The 15881-nt window shown below is 41.7% G+C and carries 16 protein-coding genes and 1 other RNA gene; 16 read left to right on the forward strand and 1 reads right to left on the reverse strand.

Annotated elements, in window-relative coordinates:
- Positions 1-20: 20 nt before the first annotated feature.
- The 12 genes from gap (at position 21) to V7150_RS04620 (ending at position 12794) form a co-directional block, all read left to right on the forward strand.
- Complete coding sequence (gene gap / locus V7150_RS04565; protein ID WP_335514089.1) at positions 21-1028, forward strand: type I glyceraldehyde-3-phosphate dehydrogenase; 1008 nt, start codon at positions 21-23, stop codon at positions 1026-1028.
- Between the two features lie 144 nt (positions 1029-1172).
- Positions 1173-2357 (forward strand): phosphoglycerate kinase, encoded by a 1185-nt coding sequence (locus tag V7150_RS04570; RefSeq protein WP_335514092.1) that lies wholly within the window; start codon positions 1173-1175, stop codon positions 2355-2357.
- 173 nt (positions 2358-2530) lie between these two features.
- A complete protein-coding gene (tpiA, locus tag V7150_RS04575; protein WP_335514095.1) occupies positions 2531-3292 on the forward strand; it encodes a triose-phosphate isomerase in 762 nt (253 codons plus the stop codon).
- A complete protein-coding gene (gene gpmI / locus V7150_RS04580; RefSeq protein ID WP_335514097.1) occupies positions 3285-4817 on the forward strand; it encodes a 2,3-bisphosphoglycerate-independent phosphoglycerate mutase in 1533 nt (510 codons plus the stop codon). The genes tpiA and gpmI overlap by 8 nt, the downstream gene beginning before the upstream one ends.
- Positions 4818-4844: 27 nt before the next feature.
- Complete coding sequence (gene eno / locus V7150_RS04585) at positions 4845-6143, forward strand: phosphopyruvate hydratase (RefSeq protein WP_335514100.1); 1299 nt, start codon at positions 4845-4847, stop codon at positions 6141-6143.
- 116 nt (positions 6144-6259) lie between these two features.
- A complete protein-coding gene (locus V7150_RS04590; RefSeq protein WP_335514102.1) occupies positions 6260-7177 on the forward strand; it encodes a DUF7916 family protein in 918 nt (305 codons plus the stop codon).
- A 174-nt stretch (positions 7178-7351) separates the two neighbouring features.
- Complete coding sequence (gene secG / locus V7150_RS04595) at positions 7352-7585, forward strand: preprotein translocase subunit SecG (protein ID WP_283920140.1); 234 nt, start codon at positions 7352-7354, stop codon at positions 7583-7585.
- Positions 7586-7970: 385 nt separating this feature from the next.
- The gene (locus V7150_RS04600) at positions 7971-8717 is read left to right on the forward strand and encodes an alpha/beta hydrolase (protein ID WP_335514106.1); all 747 of its coding nucleotides are present in this window, start codon (positions 7971-7973) and stop codon (positions 8715-8717) included.
- Between the two features lie 26 nt (positions 8718-8743).
- A complete protein-coding gene (gene rnr / locus V7150_RS04605) occupies positions 8744-11134 on the forward strand; it encodes a ribonuclease R (protein WP_335514110.1) in 2391 nt (796 codons plus the stop codon).
- 95 nt (positions 11135-11229) lie between these two features.
- Complete coding sequence (gene smpB, locus V7150_RS04610; RefSeq protein WP_335514113.1) at positions 11230-11697, forward strand: SsrA-binding protein SmpB; 468 nt, start codon at positions 11230-11232, stop codon at positions 11695-11697.
- 200 nt (positions 11698-11897) lie between these two features.
- Positions 11898-12255, forward strand: a transfer-messenger RNA (tmRNA) gene (ssrA, locus tag V7150_RS04615).
- A 296-nt stretch (positions 12256-12551) separates the two neighbouring features.
- Positions 12552-12794 (forward strand): hypothetical protein, encoded by a 243-nt coding sequence (locus tag V7150_RS04620; RefSeq protein WP_335514115.1) that lies wholly within the window; start codon positions 12552-12554, stop codon positions 12792-12794.
- A 128-nt stretch (positions 12795-12922) separates the two neighbouring features.
- Here V7150_RS04620 and V7150_RS04625 read toward each other — a convergent pair whose 3' ends face one another.
- Positions 12923-13579 carry a spore coat protein gene (locus V7150_RS04625; protein WP_335514387.1) on the reverse strand — a complete coding sequence of 219 codons (657 nt, stop codon included), beginning with the start codon at positions 13577-13579 and terminating at the stop codon, positions 12923-12925.
- Between the two features lie 156 nt (positions 13580-13735).
- Here V7150_RS04625 and V7150_RS04630 point away from each other — a divergent pair, with 156 nt between their 5' ends.
- Genes V7150_RS04630 through V7150_RS04645 form a run of 4 tightly spaced genes read left to right on the forward strand, consistent with a single transcriptional unit; the run spans position 13736 to position 15728 of the window.
- Positions 13736-14308, forward strand: a complete 573-nt coding sequence (locus V7150_RS04630; RefSeq protein WP_420490254.1) for an IMEF encapsulin system ferritin-like cargo protein — start codon at positions 13736-13738, stop codon at positions 14306-14308.
- 36 nt (positions 14309-14344) lie between these two features.
- Complete coding sequence (locus tag V7150_RS04635) at positions 14345-14512, forward strand: hypothetical protein (protein ID WP_335514122.1); 168 nt, start codon at positions 14345-14347, stop codon at positions 14510-14512.
- Between the two features lie 10 nt (positions 14513-14522).
- Entirely contained in the window at positions 14523-15371 is an 849-nt protein-coding gene (locus V7150_RS04640; protein ID WP_335514126.1) for a family 1 encapsulin nanocompartment shell protein, read from the forward strand.
- 3 nt (positions 15372-15374) lie between these two features.
- Positions 15375-15728, forward strand: coding sequence for a 2Fe-2S iron-sulfur cluster-binding protein (locus V7150_RS04645; RefSeq protein ID WP_335514129.1), 354 nt, complete (start codon positions 15375-15377; stop codon positions 15726-15728).
- Positions 15729-15881: the final 153 nt, after the last annotated feature.

Below are 15881 nucleotides of genomic sequence, written 5' to 3' on the forward strand. Positions count from 1 at the left end.
ATAAAAGGAGGAATTTTATCATGACAGTAAAAGTTGGTATTAATGGATTTGGACGTATTGGTCGTAATGTATTCCGGGCGGCTTTAAAAAATAGCAATGTAGAAATCGTTGCAATTAACGACTTAACAGATGCAAACATGCTTGCACACCTTTTAAAATATGATTCCGTTCACGGAACTCTTGCAGAAGACGTAACTGTTGACGGAGAGTACTTAGTTGTTGGCGGACATAAAGTAAAAGTAATCGCAGAACGCGATCCTGCACAATTAGGCTGGGGCGACCTAGGTGTTGAAGTTGTTGTTGAATCAACTGGCCGTTTCACTAAGCGCGAAGATGCAGCGAAACACCTTGAAGCAGGTGCAAAAAAGGTTATTATCTCTGCACCAGCAAGCAACGAAGATATTACAATCGTTATGGGTGTTAACGAAGATAAATATGATGCAAACAACCACCACGTACTTTCAAACGCTTCTTGTACTACAAACTGCTTAGCACCATTTGCAAAAGTATTAAATGATACTTTCGGTATCAAACGCGGTATGATGACAACTGTTCACTCATATACAAATGACCAACAAATTCTTGACTTACCACACAAGGACTACCGTCGTGCACGTGCAGCAGCTGAAAACATGATTCCAACTTCAACTGGTGCGGCAAAAGCAGTTTCCCTTGTATTACCTGAACTTAAAGGTAAATTAAACGGTATGGCTATGCGCGTTCCAACTCCAAACGTTTCTGTTGTGGACTTAGTTGTTGAATTAGAAAAAGATGTAACAGCAGAAGACGTTAATGCAGCTTTAAAAACAGCTGCTGAAGGCCCATTAAAAGGCATTCTAGCTTACACTGAACTTCCATTAGTTTCTCGTGACTTTAACGGAAGCATTGCATCTTCAACTATCGATGCTCTATCTACAATGGTTCTTGAAGGCAACATGGTAAAAGTACTTTCTTGGTACGATAACGAAGTTGGTTACTCTAACCGTGTAGTTGACCTTGTTGACTACATCGCTTCAAAAGGACTTTAATTTTCTTAATAAATGGATATGATTGGTGTTTTGATCGTAAACCATCTATAATGATACATGGTATTCCAAAGGGGAGCGGGGAGGATTCCCCCTCCTTTTTTAATGAAATTTTCATCTGCCAATACTTTAAGGAGGGTCCTTTACATGAACAAGAAAACACTTAAAGATATCGATGTGAAAGGGAAGCGCGTATTTTGCCGAGTGGATTTTAACGTCCCAATGCAGGATGGAAAAATAACGGACGAAACGCGGATTCGTGCAGCATTACCAACGATTCAATACTTAATGGAACAAGGTGCAAAAGTCATTTTGGCAAGCCATTTCGGCCGTCCAAAAGGAAAAGTAGTCGAAGAAATGCGCTTAACTCCTGTTGGCGTAAGACTTGCTGAGCTTCTTGGCAAAGACGTGAAAAAAGTTGATGAGGCATATGGTGATACGGTTAAAGCAGAAATCGGGACAATGAATGAAGGCGATGTGCTCCTTCTTGAAAACGTCCGCTTCTACCCTGGTGAAGAAAAGAATGCTCCAGAGCTTGCAAAAGCTTTTGCCGAGCTTGCTGATGTTTATGTAAATGACGCATTTGGTGCCGCACACCGTGCTCACGCTTCGACTGAAGGAATTGCTCATAATCTTCCAGCTGTTTCCGGCTTTTTAATGGAAAAAGAACTTGAAGTACTTGGTAAAGCTCTTTCCAATCCAGAGCGTCCTTTTACAGCGATTATCGGCGGTGCAAAGGTAAAGGATAAGATTGGTGTTATTGAAAATCTTTTAGAACTAGTCGATAACTTGATAATTGGCGGCGGACTTGCTTATACGTTTGTCAAAGCACAAGGTCATGAAATTGGGAAGTCCTTACTTGAAGCAGACAAGATTGATCTTGCTAAATCCTTTATGGAAAAAGCAAAGGCGAAGGGCGTTAATTTCTACGTGCCGGTAGATGCGGTTGTCGCTGACGATTTCTCTGCAGATGCCAATTCAAAAGTGGTAGCAATCGAAGAAATTCCAGCTGATTGGGAAGCACTTGATATCGGACCAAAAACTTCAGAAATTTATCGTGATGTTATTCAAAAATCAAAATTGGTTATTTGGAACGGACCAATGGGTGTGTTTGAAATTGATAAATTTGCCGGCGGTACAAAAGCGGTTGCTGAAGCACTTGCTGAAGCAGTAGGTACATATTCAGTTATTGGCGGCGGTGACTCAGCAGCAGCAGTTGAAAAGTTTGGATTAGCTGAAAAAATGAGCCACATTTCTACAGGCGGCGGTGCTTCACTTGAGTTTATGGAAGGCAAGGCATTGCCTGGTGTTGTGGCACTGAACGATAAATAATTTTTTTATCCAAAAAGGTCATATATCTACAAATTTTAGCTTTATATGAACAAAATTTTTGATATATGAACAATTTCAAGTAGGATATGAACAATTTTTAAAATATATGAACAATATTAACCAAGAAATAAACAAATTGCTGTGGAACGTACAAAAGAAAGGATGTGCCACCTATGCGTAAACCTATCATTGCAGGTAACTGGAAAATGAACAAAACTCTTTCTGAAGCAAAAAGTTTTGCCGAAGAAGTAAAAAGTCTTGTTCCTGCTGCAGAAAACATGGAATCTGTGATTTGTGCACCGGCTTTATTTTTACAAAGTCTTGTTGAAGCTACACAAGGCAGCGATGTGAAAATTGGTGCTCAAAACATGCACTTTGAAGAAAGCGGAGCGTTTACTGGGGAAATCAGCCCGAAAGCACTTGCTGACCTTGGAGTTCAATATGTGATCATCGGACACTCTGAACGCCGCGAAATGTTCAATGAAACTGATGAGTCTGTTAACAAAAAGACGCTTGCAGCGTTTAAATATAATCTAACACCAATCGTTTGCTGCGGTGAAACCCTTGAGCAGCGTGAAAATGGTGAAACGAATCAATTAGTTGGCGACCAAGTAGCCAAAGCTTTAGCTGGTCTAACCGACGACCAAGTAAAACAAACGGTGATCGCTTATGAACCAATCTGGGCTATCGGCACTGGAAAATCGTCTACATCTCAGGATGCCAATGATGTTTGTGGCCACATCCGCCAAGTGATTGCACAGCAATTTTCCCAGGATGTAGCGGATGCAGTAAGAATTCAGTACGGCGGCAGCGTAAAACCAGAAAATATTAAAGAATACATGGCACAGCCGGATATTGATGGTGCATTAGTTGGCGGAGCAAGCCTTGAAGCACAATCATTCTTAAAGTTACTGGAGGCAGGTAAGTATGAGTAAATCTCCAGTTGCCCTTATCATCCTCGATGGTTTCGGATGCAGGGGCGAGACAAAAGGGAACGCAGTGGCACATTCTAAAAAGCCAAATTTTGATCGTTTCTGGAGTACTTATCCACATTCCCATTTAACCGCTTCCGGTGAGGCAGTCGGTCTTCCAGAAGGGCAAATGGGTAACTCAGAGGTTGGACACTTGAATATCGGTGCCGGCCGGATTGTTTACCAAAGCTTGACTCGAGTGAACATTGCCATTCGTGAAGGCGAATTTGAAAAAAATGAAACCTTCACAGGGGCAATGAAGCATGTAAAAAAACATGGCACCGCACTTCATTTATTTGGCTTACTATCAGACGGCGGCGTTCATAGTCATATCAGCCATATGTTTGCCTTACTGAAGCTGGCAAAAGAAGAAGGCGTGGAAAAAGTATATATACATGCGTTCCTTGATGGACGTGATGTTGGTCCGAAAACGGCGGCAACATATATTCAGCAAACACTGGATAAAATGAAGGAGTATGGTGTTGGCGAATTCGCAACGGTCTCTGGACGTTATTACTCGATGGACCGCGACAAGCGCTGGGAGCGGGTAGAGAAATCATATCGTTCGATGGTTTACGGCGAAGGTCCTTCGTACAGCAATCCGTTAGAGGTAATTGAGGATTCCTACCAACATGGAATTTTTGACGAATTCGTCATCCCATCTGTCATTACGAAAGAAGATGGACAGCCGGTTGCGACATTAAAAGATAACGATGCCGTTATTTTTTATAACTTCCGTCCGGATCGTGCGATTCAGATTTCCAATACATTTACGAATGTAGACTTCCGCGCCTTTGACCGTGGACCAAAGCATCCAAAAGATTTATTCTTTGTTTGCTTAACACACTTCAGTGAGACTGTGGACGGCTATGTAGCCTTTAAACCTAATAACCTTGACAACACTATTGGTGAAGTATTGTCACAAAATAATTTAAAGCAGCTAAGGATTGCCGAAACAGAAAAATATCCGCATGTTACCTTCTTTATGAGCGGCGGCCGTGAGGAAAAGTTTCCTGGAGAAGAGCGGATTTTAATCAACTCACCAAAGGTTGCGACTTATGACCTTAAGCCGGAAATGAGCGCCTACGAAGTAACGGATGCCTTATTGAAGGAAATCCAAGACGATAAAGTCGATACAATCATTTTAAATTTCGCTAACCCTGATATGGTTGGCCATTCAGGAATGCTTGAGCCAACGATTAAGGCGATCGAAACAGTCGATGAATGCTTAGGAAAAATTGTTGATTTAATCCTTGAAAAAGGTGGATCAGCGATCATTACCGCAGACCACGGAAATGCTGACGAAGTTGTTACCCTTGAAGGTGAGCCAATGACCGCACACACAACGAACCCAGTACCTGTCATTGTGACGAAGCAAGGTGTAGAATTACGTGATGGCGGCATCCTAGGTGACCTTGCACCAACAATGTTAGACCTATTAAACCTTGAACAGCCAGCAGAAATGACTGGGAAATCTTTAATAAAATAAATTATTAATTTTTAAGGAGAGATTTAAATGCCATTTATTGCAGACGTATACGCTCGTGAAGTATTAGATTCCCGCGGTAACCCAACCGTTGAAGTTGAAGTTTTTACAGAATCAGGCGCATTTGGACGCGCATTAGTTCCAAGCGGCGCTTCTACTGGTGAGTATGAAGCAGTTGAACTTCGTGATGGTGATAAAGGACGTTACCTAGGCAAAGGTGTTCTTAAAGCGGTTGACAATGTAAATGAAATCATTGCACCAATGCTTGTAGGCGACGAATACAGTGTTCTTGATCAAGTAGCTGTTGACCAAGCGTTAATCGAACTTGACGGAACTGACAACAAAGGCAAACTAGGCGCGAACGCTATCCTTGGTGTGTCTATGGCTGTTGCCCATGCTGCAGCAAACTACTTAGATATTCCTTTATATCAATACCTTGGCGGCTTCAATTCTAAGCAGCTTCCAGTTCCAATGATGAACATCGTAAACGGCGGCGAGCATGCGGATAACAACGTTGATATTCAAGAATTCATGATCATGCCTGTGGGTGCTCCAAGCTTTAAAGAAGCTCTACGTATGGGTGCAGAAATTTTCCATACTTTAAAAACAGTTCTTAAAGGCAAAGGCCTTAACACTGCTGTGGGTGACGAAGGCGGTTTTGCTCCAAACCTTGGATCAAACGAAGAAGCACTTCAAACAATTGTTGAAGCAATTGAAAAAGCTGGCTACAAACCAGGTGAAGAAGTTATGCTTGCGATGGACGCTGCATCTTCTGAGTTTTACAACAAAGAAGATGGAAAATACCATCTTGCTGGCGAAGGCGTTGTAAAAACTTCTGCAGAAATGGTCGATTGGTACGAAGAACTTGCTTCTAAATACCCAATCATCTCGATTGAAGACGGTTTAGACGAAAACGACTGGGATGGCCACAAGCTTTTAACAGAGCGTCTTGGTAAAAAAGTTCAATTAGTTGGTGACGATTTATTTGTTACAAATACTAAAAAGCTCGCTGAGGGTATCGAAAAAGGTATCGGTAACTCTATCCTTATCAAGGTGAACCAAATCGGTACACTTACTGAAACGTTTGATGCAATTGAAATGGCAAAACGCGCTGGCTATACAGCAGTTATCTCCCACCGTTCTGGTGAAACAGAAGATAACACTATTGCTGATATCGCTGTTGCAACAAACGCTGGTCAAATTAAAACAGGTGCACCATCTCGTACAGACCGTGTAGCGAAATACAACCAATTGCTTCGCATTGAAGACCAATTAGGTGAAACATCTCAATATAACGGACTTAAATCTTTCTATAACTTGAGCAAATAATTTTTTCTATCAGCAAAGGCACTCAATTCTGGTTGAGTGCCTTTTTCCTACCACAATCCTAAAGATTGTGGTATTTTTTGTATATGAAGGAATAATCCTGTTGGGAGATGATTTGAATGAAGCGTTTGTTAGATTGCACCGCATCTGATTTTGAAAAAATGACCGGACGAGAGTTAAAACAATCAATACTCGCATCTGAAGGGAGAACGATTGTGGCGGAGGTAATTGGTGCTGTGACCCCATACTATCCTGCCGTAACGAATGCGGAAATGGCAGCTGCCTTTGGTGCCGATCTCATTTTACTAAACTTCTTTGACGTGTTTAACCCTAGTATGGAAGGATTAACTGAAGTGGTGCCTGACACCATCGTTCGAACCTTGAAAAAGCTTGTCGGACGTCCGATTGGCCTTAATTTGGAACCTGTTGATTTAGAGGCTGATCAAGTTGAGACTCTGATTGAGCTGCCTGAGGGAAGGCTTGCAACGGAAAAATCACTGAAAAAGGCAAAAGAGCTTGGCTTTGATTTTGTTTGCTTAACGGGAAATCCAAAAACAGGGGTATCCAATGCGGAAATTACGAAAGCTATTAAGATGGCTCGCAAGGTATTCGGTGAAGATGGCTTGATTATTGCTGGTAAAATGCATAGCGCAGGTGTCGCAGGCGAGGTTGGAGGCAGTCTGATGTCGACGGAAACCTTACACGGCTTTATTGAAGCAGGTGCTGATATTATCCTTATTCCATCACCTGGAACCGTACCGGGATTTACAGTGGAAAAAACGGCCAAATTAGTAGACATTGTTCATGAAAAAGGAGCAATGGCGATTTTGACAACGGGAACAAGCCAGGAAGGTGCCGATGAAGCGACCATTAAGCAAATTGCCCTAAACAGCAAGATGGCAGGAGCAGATTTATTCCATGTTGGTGATGCAGGTGCAGCGGGAATGACGATTCCAGAAAATATTACAGCCTATTCGATTGTCGTAAGAGGGAAAAGACATACATATGTAAGAATGGCATCGTCCATTTTAAGGTAAATTGAAACTTCAATCAGTGTGTCTTACTGCCTGGTTATGGGATTAAACGGCCGGTCCGTTCATAGAGGTTCGCGGTCAAACTCTAGTGTCTCATAAATAACTCTATTGTTAAAAGGCAGATAATATGGTAAATTTAATATACTGTGAAATGTACGTCTACAGGAGGTGGCCTTTATGCATGCATTTGTTGTAACATTATTAGTTATCGTAAGTATTGGTCTTATTGTGGTTGTTTTACTTCAATCGGGTAAGAGTGCTGGACTATCAGGTGCCATTTCTGGTGGTGCTGAATCCTTATTTGGTAAGCAAAAAGCACGAGGAATTGACTTGATTTTACATCGTATCACGGTTGTTTTATCAGTTTTATTCTTCCTCCTTGCACTATCAGTTACTTACTTTAAAATCTAATATTACACACCAAAGCCTGGCCTGAGAGCCGGGTTTTTTGTTGTTTTGTGTGGAAACAATCCAAGTTGGCGGAATCTCAGCTTAAGTTGGCGGAATTCTGGCTTAAGTAGGTTGAACCAACCTAAAAAGTTTGGAATCCCGGCTCAAATTAGTAGAAACAATCCAAGTAGGCGGAATTCCAGCTAAAGTTGGCGGAATCGTTCCAAAAGATGGCTGGATTCCGGCTCAAATTAGTAGAAACAATTCAACTTGGCGGAAATCCTGCTCAAGTTAGAGGAATTAAATAAATTTACATGAAGAACCGACCGGCCGTAAGTCTTTTTTCTAGCATGTTGACCACCGCATTGCTTAAACTAATATAAGCTATTACAAAAGGAGTTTTTACATGAAAGTCACAACACCAAAGCCATTTACTTTTGAAGGTGGAAAAAGAGCCGTTCTCTTGCTCCACGGTTTTACCGGAAATTCGGCAGATGTCCGGATGCTCGGACGCTTCCTCGAAAAAAAAGGATACACCTGCCATGCCCCGCATTATAAAGGTCATGGAGTACCGCCTGAAGAACTTGTCCACACAGGCCCTGAAGACTGGTGGCAGGACGTCATAAATGGATACAATTTTTTAAAAAATAAAGGTCATGAAGAAATTGCTGTAGCCGGACTGTCCCTTGGCGGCGTATTTTCTTTGAAATTGGGTTACACTGTACCTATAAAAGCAATTGTACCAATGTGTGCACCCATGCATATTAAAAGTGAAGAAGTGATGTACCAAGGTATTCTTGAGTATGCCCGTGAATTTAAAAAATATGAAGGAAAATCTGAAGAGCAAATCGAAATGGAAATGAATGAGTTTAAAAAGACACCGATGAAAACCTTAAAAGCACTTCAGCAATTAATCTCCGACGTTCGTGAAAATGTCGATATGATCTATGCTCCGACATTCGTTGTTCAAGCCCGTCACGACAAGATGATTAACACAGAAAGTGCCAACATTATTTATGAAAACATCGAGTCAGCTGTGAAGGAAATCAAATGGTATGAAGAGTCCGGACACGTAATCACACTCGATAAAGAACGAGATCAGCTTCACGAGGATGTTTATTCCTTTTTAGAAAAACTGTATTGGCACGATTAAAAAGCACTCCCAAAGGAGGGATTAGTTTGGAAGATAACATTCAAAAGCACATTGACAAGCTTTTGCAATATATGAGAGATGAGGCGTACAAACCGTTAACGGTTCAGGAGCTGGAAGCGGCATTTGGCATCCAGGACTCCAGTGACTTTAAAGAGTTTGTCAAAGCCCTTGTACAAATGGAAGAAAAGGGTCTCGTGGTTCGTACACGCAGCAACCGTTACGGACTTCCACAAAAAATGAACTTAATTCGCGGAAAGTTAATCGGTCATGCGAAAGGCTTTGCGTTTGTCGTTCCTGATGAGTCGGGCATGGATGATATTTTTATTCCGCCCAATGAAACAAACACGGCGATGCATGGAGACACTGTTTTAGCGCGTGTTTCATCTGAAACCTCGGGGCAGCGCCGGGAAGGCAGTATTATTCGCATCGTTGAACGAGGCGTCCAGCAAGTCGTAGGAACGTATGTTGAAAGTAAAAGCTTTGGCTTTGTGATTCCTGATGATAAAAAATTTGCAAGCGATATTTTTATACCTAAATCGGCTTCAAAAGGAGCGGTTGAGGGACATAAGGTTGTCGTTAAGTTAGTCACTTATCCTGAGGGGCGAAAAAGTGCGGAAGGTGAAGTCATCACGATATTGGGGCACAAAAACGACCCTGGCGTGGACATTCTCTCTGTCATACATAAGCACGGCCTGCCAATGGCTTTCCCTGATGAAGTATTGCAGCAAGCGAATGACACACCTGATACAATTGATGAAAGTGAATTAGCTAATCGCCGCGACTTACGGAACGAAACGATTGTCACGATTGACGGAGCTGATGCGAAAGACCTTGATGATGCGGTAACCGTAACAAAGCTTGAAAACGGCAACTATAAGCTTGGTGTTCATATTGCTGATGTCAGCTATTATGTAAAAGAAGGAACTCCGATCGACCTCGAAGCAGAGGAACGGGCCACAAGTGTTTATTTAGTAGACCGAGTGATTCCGATGATTCCCCATCGTCTCTCTAACGGGATTTGTTCCTTAAATCCAAAGGTTGACCGTCTCGTTTTATCGTGCGAAATGGAAATTTCACATGAGGGCGCTGTGGTTTCTCATGAAATTTTTCAAAGTGTGATAAAAACAACCGAGCGAATGACCTATCATGACGTGAATCTGATTCTTGTAGAAAAAGATGAAGAAACACGTGCACGATACGAGCCGATTGTCCTTATGTTTGAAATGATGGAAGAGCTCGCCGCAATCTTAAGAAACAAGCGGATGAAGCGCGGGGCCATCGACTTTGATTTTAAAGAATCAAAGGTATTGGTGGATGATGAAGGAAAGCCAACCGATGTGATTCTTCGCGAGCGGTCTGTGGCAGAGCGTTTGATTGAGGAGTTTATGCTCGCTGCCAATGAAACAGTTGCGGAGCATTTCCACTGGCTCGATGTTCCGTTTATTTACCGAATTCATGAGGATCCAAAGGAAGATAAATTACGGAGATTTTTCGAGTTTATCACCAACTTTGGTTACCTTGTAAAGGGTACGGCCAATGATGTGCATCCAAGAGCACTTCAGGAAATCATTGAAGAGGTCCAAGGCAAGCCAGAAGAGATGGTGGTATCAACTGTCATGCTGAGGTCGATGCAGCAGGCAAAATATGACCCTGAAAGTCTCGGACACTTTGGCTTATCAACCGAGTTCTACACCCATTTCACTTCACCGATTCGAAGGTACCCAGATACAATTGTCCATCGTTTAATCCGTACCTATCTAATCGAAGGAAAGCTGGATGAAGCGACAAGGGAAAAATGGAATGCCCGCTTGCCTGAAATTGCCCAGCATTCTTCCAAAATGGAGCGTCGTGCAGTTGATGCTGAGCGGGAAACAGATGAGTTGAAAAAAGCTGAATTTATGGAAGACAAAATTGGTGTAGAATATGACGGCATTATCAGCTCGGTAACGAACTTTGGGATGTTTGTTGAGCTGCCAAATACAATTGAAGGCCTTGTCCATGTCAGCTATATGACGGATGATTATTACCGCTTTGATGAACGGCACTATGCGATGATTGGTGAACGGACAGGCAACGTGTTCCGGATTGGTGATGAAATCACGGTCCGCGTGGTAAAAGTCAATAAAGATGAGCGCTCGATTGATTTTGAAATCGTGGGTATGAAGGGAACACCTCGCAGGGAACGTTCTGATGCTCCGAAGGTTTTTAAAACGGGAAGTGACACACATAAACCCCGGAGGAACAAACAGCAGGGTGACCGTGATCAGGGACGAAATAAAAACCGCAGATCGAATCGTAATCAAGATGGGAATCAGAAGTCTGAAGCAGGCGGCAGTCAGGGCAATAAAGCGAAAAAGAAACGTAAATTTTACGATAACGTTCCTAAATCAAAAAGTACGAAACGAAGAAATAAATAATCGCTTAAAGGGAGCCTTCCATACGAGGCTCTCTTTCAATTGTAGCAGCTTGTTTTTTTTGTTAAAATAAAATCTATAGATTGAGGTGAAAAAATATGCCAAAAGGTGTGGGAAAAGTAGTCGCGCAAAACAAAAAGGCCTACCATGACTATTTTATTGAAGAAACGTACGAGGCCGGCATCGTTCTGCAGGGGACGGAAATCAAGTCGATTCGCGCAGGAAAAGTAAATCTTAAGGATGCATATGCCCGGATTCAAAATGGGGAAGTGATTCTTTTCGGAATGCATGTGAGCCCGTATGAGCAGGGAAATCGCTACAATCATGACCCGTTACGAACGCGTAAACTGTTGCTTCATAAACGTGAAATCAATAAGCTGATTGGAGAAACGAAAGAGGCAGGATATGCACTTGTTCCACTAAAGCTTTATTTAAAAAATGGTTTTTGCAAGGTGTTAGTTGGACTAGCAAAAGGTAAGAAAAATTATGATAAGCGTGAAGCCTTAAAGCAAAAAGAAGCGAAGCGTGAAATCGAACGAGCCTTCCGCGATCGTCAAAAGATGTAAGGGGCCGTCGGTCTCTTCGGTGGATTTCCGTGAATATCAAAGGATTTGTTTTTACAAATACTTACAATTGAAAAATCCTGTAAGTGTGTTATAATAAGTTTGTCGCTAAGAAAGCGGCAAGAAACTTTTGCTCAAAATATTGTTGAGCATCCTAACGTCTGATGCTAGAATCTTATACAGATTTCAGCTCATTTTATAATGGGGACGCTACGGATTCGACAGGGGTAGTTTGAGCTTAGGTTGCGAGTCGAGGGGATCGGCCTCGTTAAAACGTCAAAGCCATAACTGGCAAAACTAACAACAACCTCGCTTTCGCAGCTTAATACTGCATAGCGGTTCCTCCCTCCATTGCCCATGTGGTAGGGTAAGGGACTCACTCTAAGTGGGCTACGCCGGATTCCACCGCCTGAGGATGAAGGAAGAGAACAACCAGGCTAGCTGACCGGACGCCGGTCGATAGGCAAAAGGATCAGCGAAACACCAATATATCGACTACACTCGTAGAAGCTTAAGTGGCGATATCTTTGGACGTGGGTTCGATTCCCACCGTCTCCACCATACATAGGTGGATAACAAGACTAGCAGAGATGCTGGTCTTTTTTATTTTTAAAAAAGGAATAGCCATTGGTATATGCAATAATTTATTTAAAAAGAGCGGGAAGAATATGACTACTAATATGGAATTGATAGTCAAACAGAATTTTCTATGTATCGGATGATTGGCTGGACCAAAGGGAAAGTTTTATTACATTTTTCAAAGTGTTTAATTTTTGACACATTGATTTAAATGTTTCTGTGCTATCCTTAATTTATTATATTTAATTAAACTAATAAAATCCTTGGAGGGTTAATAAATGAACTGTGGTTGTACAACAAATTTAAAAGATGGAAAAGACATTGTTGACCATGTTAAAAGTAAAGGGAAAGAAAACTTTGCACCAACAGTGGCGCACGAGATTAGATGTGAGTGTGGAGAAACATTTACATTAGAAACGGTTATTATGAACTGCCCAAAATGTGAAATGACTTATGCTGTAACACCTTGTGGGTCAGATGATAAAAACAATATAAAACTTGCTGGCATAAAATACGCATAATAACTAAATTGTTTACAATAAAGTAAATAGAATTGTTCTAACAAACAAATGCTACCCTTTCTTTAATCACAATGATTAAGAGGGTAGCATTTTCACTTTACTTAGGTACTTCAGAGAACCCAATTTTTCTAATGGGGCATATTCATGTTAGTGTTCATATTCATATTGTTCGTTTGCGGCATTCCTTGGGCAGGTGCGTATGCATTTAGAAGCTGCTGCATATCCTGTTGTGCAAGCTGCGGTACCTGATAGTAATGATGTTGATTTTGATAAATGGAGAGCTCATAAGCCATTTCAATGCAATTTGGAACAGAATCAGCAAGTACACGTCGTACTACTGGGTTGGTAACTTCACATGCTGCCATTGTCTTCATCGATGCTCCTGATTTCGCAGAGCCAAGCATCATCCCTGAAATACAAGCATCTGTAAGCTCTGTAGGAGATTGCGCCGGTTTTTTCGGCTGAGAAGGCTGCAGCCCATAAACGAAGTCATTCCCTTGCTTCATTTTATAGCTCTGAGTCCGCTTTGAAGGATCTTGTCCGGTTTGGAAACTCTCTACCGTAATGTTGTATTCATCCTGCATAAATTGATATTGACGATCAAGAATATCAAGCAATTCTGGGTCTTTGACATGTTGCCGTAACATCATATACTGGTCCATTGTGCTAATTGCTCCCGATAGTACTTCATGAACATCAAATACTTCATGACCTCCATGGTTCATCTGAGGCGGAACAGCCCCCGTATGCATATTTTGGTGCGTTTGCCCTTGTTGGTTTTGAATCATCGCAAATCTCCTCCTATTTATTTTAAATAACCATATTTATTATGTTTCAGAAAACAAGAGTTATTCATGATTTGAATGTTGCCTCCTAAATGAATTTGTTGTTTTAAAAATATATTACATGTCAATAATGACATGTAGTTGAATACTCAGGGGGTGCAGGAATTGAAAGAGGAATTGAAGGTTTTTTATCGGATTTTTACGACAACCTATGATGCTATTGAAAAATTTATGAATATGCTTGATCCGGTTATTGAAAACGCTACGGATGACCATGAGCGCCTGTATTATCATCATATTTTTGAAGAAGAAGAGCAGCGGCTTTCGCGATTAGTGGAGTTGATTCCGCTTATCAGTACGTTTGAAAAAGAAAAAAATGAAGTCGATTTTGCTCCAACCAATAATGAATTTAATCGTCTCCTGCAAGAGCTGAATCTTGAAAAATTCGGCTTGCATAATTTTGTTGAACATCTTGATTTAGCCCTGTTTCGTTTTACCGATGAGGAACGGAGTACAATGTTAAACCAATTACGAGAGGTATCTTACCAGGATTATCAGCAGGTAAAAGCGATGCTAAACGATATAAATAGCCGCTTTGATCATGAATACACAGACCCGCATGCCCATCATGATGAGCATCATGATCATCTTGACCGATCAACCATCGCTGGTCCTGTCGCGGTACCTACTAAGCATAAAAAAGGTTTTACCGTCGGAAGTTTAATTTGAGTTTTTAACATAGTTGAAGGGACCTAAACAATAAAATTGTCAACTTGGCGGAATGATAGCTCAGTTTGGCGGAATAATTCTCGAACATGGCGGAAAAATCCTAAGTTTGGCGGAATTAACCACAAAATTGGCGGAATTCTACCCCAAGTTGGCGGAATCAAGCATCAGGACTTAGTCAAAACAGACTTAATATACGAAAAGTGAGGATAGAACCATGAATAAATCACAAATATTTCCGGATTCACCAATCACGGATCAAGAATTCGACCAATTAGATAAAACTGTCATTGAAACGGCACGAAGACAGTTAGTTGGCCGCCGTTTTATCGAATTATACGGCCCGCTTGGACGAGGTATGCAAAGCATAGCAAACGATATTTTTACTGAAACAATCGAAGCCAAAATGGACATCCAGGGTTCATTTGATACCTCCTTTGAATCCAGCAAACGCGTCAATCATACCATTCCACTCCTGTATAAGGATTTCATTTTATTTTGGCGTGATTTAGAACAGGCAAAGGTGCTAGATATCCCAATTGATTTTTCAGCAGCAGCAAATGCAGCCCGTGATGTCGCCAATTTAGAAGATCAAATGATTTTTCACGGGGCAAAGGAATTTGACATCCCAGGACTAATGAATGTCCAGGGGCGCCTTACCCATTTGATTGGTGAATGGTACGAGTCGGGCACAGCCTTTCAGGATATTGTCGAGGCAAGAAGCAAGCTGCTTGAGATGAACCATAATGGCCCGTTTGCCCTTGTACTTTCGCCGGAGCTTTATTCACTTATCCACCGTGTACATAGGGATACAAATGTATTAGAAATCGAACATATTCGTGAGCTGGTGACGGATGGGGTGTTCCAATCACCTGTATTAAAAGGGAGAGCGGGAGTCATCCTAAATACAGGCCGGAACAATTTAGACTTGGCTGTTTCAGAGGATTTCGATACTGCCTATATGGGGCAGGAAGGGATGAACCACCCATTCCGAGTGTATGAAACAGTGGTATTACGGATTAAACGCCCTTCAGCAATCTGCACCCTTGAATTCATAGGAGAATAAGGGGTGGGGCAACGAGGTTTCAGCGTAGGATCGCTTATTCCTGGAAAATTTGTACCTGTCGTAAAAGTTGTTGATAGAAAAAATCCAGTGACACCATCCATCAAGCCTGAAAAAATTATGTTTCAGCAAGGCGGCACAGAGTATGAAATTACACGATCAAAAGGAAAACTTCTGGACGCTGCTCTTAATCAGGGGAAGGCACTAAAGTTTAAATGTAGAAAAGGAACCTGCGGCCAGTGTACAGTAAAGGTTCTCCAAGGACCGGGGCTTTCTACGCCAAATGAACAAGAATATAAAAAACTAAATAAGGAAATCGCCGACGGGTATCGTTTAGCATGCCAGGTGGATATTCTCTAATAGAAATAACTTGCCGATTTATGAGACTCAAGGGGAGAAGACAGAGGCAAAGTTTCTCTAATACCTGTGAGGATAGTTCAAAAGGAAGTTCTACTTAAGCTTTGCCATGGGAAAAAAAGCAAACATCGATGTAGAAGGGTTCTACGTAGGTGT

The organism is Neobacillus drentensis (assembly GCF_036965245.1).
Lineage (GTDB): Bacteria > Bacillota > Bacilli > Bacillales > Cytobacillaceae > Neobacillus > Neobacillus drentensis_G.

Coding starts and splice junctions, on each gene's coding strand:
- gap (WP_335514089.1), top strand. CDS start 21: ATGACAGTAAAAGTTGGTATTAATGGATTTGGACGTATTGGTCGTAAT.
- V7150_RS04570 (WP_335514092.1), top strand. CDS start 1,173: ATGAACAAGAAAACACTTAAAGATATCGATGTGAAAGGGAAGCGCGTA.
- tpiA (WP_335514095.1), top strand. CDS start 2,531: ATGCGTAAACCTATCATTGCAGGTAACTGGAAAATGAACAAAACTCTT.
- gpmI (WP_335514097.1), top strand. CDS start 3,285: ATGAGTAAATCTCCAGTTGCCCTTATCATCCTCGATGGTTTCGGATGC.
- eno (WP_335514100.1), top strand. CDS start 4,845: ATGCCATTTATTGCAGACGTATACGCTCGTGAAGTATTAGATTCCCGC.
- V7150_RS04590 (WP_335514102.1), top strand. CDS start 6,260: ATGAAGCGTTTGTTAGATTGCACCGCATCTGATTTTGAAAAAATGACC.
- secG (WP_283920140.1), top strand. CDS start 7,352: ATGCATGCATTTGTTGTAACATTATTAGTTATCGTAAGTATTGGTCTT.
- V7150_RS04600 (WP_335514106.1), top strand. CDS start 7,971: ATGAAAGTCACAACACCAAAGCCATTTACTTTTGAAGGTGGAAAAAGA.
- smpB (WP_335514113.1), top strand. CDS start 11,230: ATGCCAAAAGGTGTGGGAAAAGTAGTCGCGCAAAACAAAAAGGCCTAC.
- V7150_RS04620 (WP_335514115.1), top strand. CDS start 12,552: ATGAACTGTGGTTGTACAACAAATTTAAAAGATGGAAAAGACATTGTT.
- V7150_RS04640 (WP_335514126.1), top strand. CDS start 14,523: ATGAATAAATCACAAATATTTCCGGATTCACCAATCACGGATCAAGAA.